The sequence below is a fragment of the Halorubrum sp. SS7 genome, from assembly GCF_005435055.1.
In the GTDB taxonomy this organism is placed as follows: Archaea; Halobacteriota; Halobacteria; order Halobacteriales; family Haloferacaceae; genus Halorubrum; species Halorubrum salinarum.
In genome coordinates this window covers 1-1,082 of sequence record NZ_SGXV01000051.1, presented here as the reverse complement: position 1 = coordinate 1,082, position 1,082 = coordinate 1, and the positions used below count along the sequence as shown (strand labels likewise).

At 63.3% G+C, this 1,082-nt stretch carries 1 protein-coding gene; it reads right to left on the bottom strand.

All coding sequences use genetic code 11. The features are described from left to right. Positions 1-180: 180 nt before the first annotated feature. The coding region (locus EXE44_RS16275) for an ABC transporter ATP-binding protein (RefSeq protein WP_137717944.1) at positions 181-1,082 on the bottom strand (902 nt) is incomplete at its 5' end.

The window sequence follows — 1,082 nt, the reverse complement described above, 5'->3', positions numbered from 1 at the left end:
ACGTGAGTGCCGTATAGTCCATCGACTCAGCCGGTAGCGCACATGACCACGACACGACGGTAGTGGTTGCGACTCGCACTACTGTTCTCAATACGTCGAACACGGATGCCGCTGGCATCACCCGGTCAAACTGGTCGAGACGAACGGCTGAACAGGCTACCGTGCCAAATGGGCGCGCCGCTAACAGGGGTGGAGGCGATCGCGCGGGAACGACAGGGTGACTTCTGTGCCTACGACCGGTGGCGAGGTAGCGAACGCTTCAACAGTGATGTCGTCGAACGCGAGCGTCACGCGGTTCGTTGCATCCTCGCGCACGACGCGCTCGACGGTCGCAGACAGGTCGCCGTCAGCGTCACCGAGTGTGATTGCCTCCGGTCTGATGGCGACCTGGGGCGCTGCGTCGGTATCGCTGTCGTGATCGATTGGACTCCGACCGCTTCCGTCGGAGCGTGCCTGGGACCCGATGCCATCATCGAGAATACGGCGTAGCGAGGGCGCCGCCGAGAGGTCGATAACGTTCGACCCGGTGAACCGGGCAACCATCGGCGAAGCGGGCCGTTCGAACACGTCCTCGGGCGTACCACGCTGAACGACCCGCCCCTCCTGCATCACGACGATCCGGTCGGCGACAGCGCGGGCCGTCGTGCGGTTGTGCGTCACGTATACCGCGGTCACGTCGTCAAGTATATCCGCGAGATCGTCTCGCAGGGCCTGTTGTGTCGGGACATCGAGTGCTGCCAGCGGTTCGTCAAGCAGCATCACAGAGGGGCGAATCGCGAGCGCTCGGGCGAGGGCAACCCGCTGTTTCTCTCCGCCCGACAGGGTCGGTGGGTTTCGCTCCGAGAGATGGGCCACACCGAGTTCATCAAGCAGCTCGGCGGCATCACGCGACGACTCTCGGTACCGGGTGCCGTACTCGACGTTCTCCCGGACAGTCATATGCGGGAAGAGCGCGTAATCTTGGAACACGAAGCCGAATCCCCGCTCCTCCGGCGGTTTCCCCGTGATATCCGTTTCGTTCGCCGTCACTACCCCGTTGTGCTCGTGGAAGCCGGCTATCGTCTCTAACAGCAGCGTCTTGC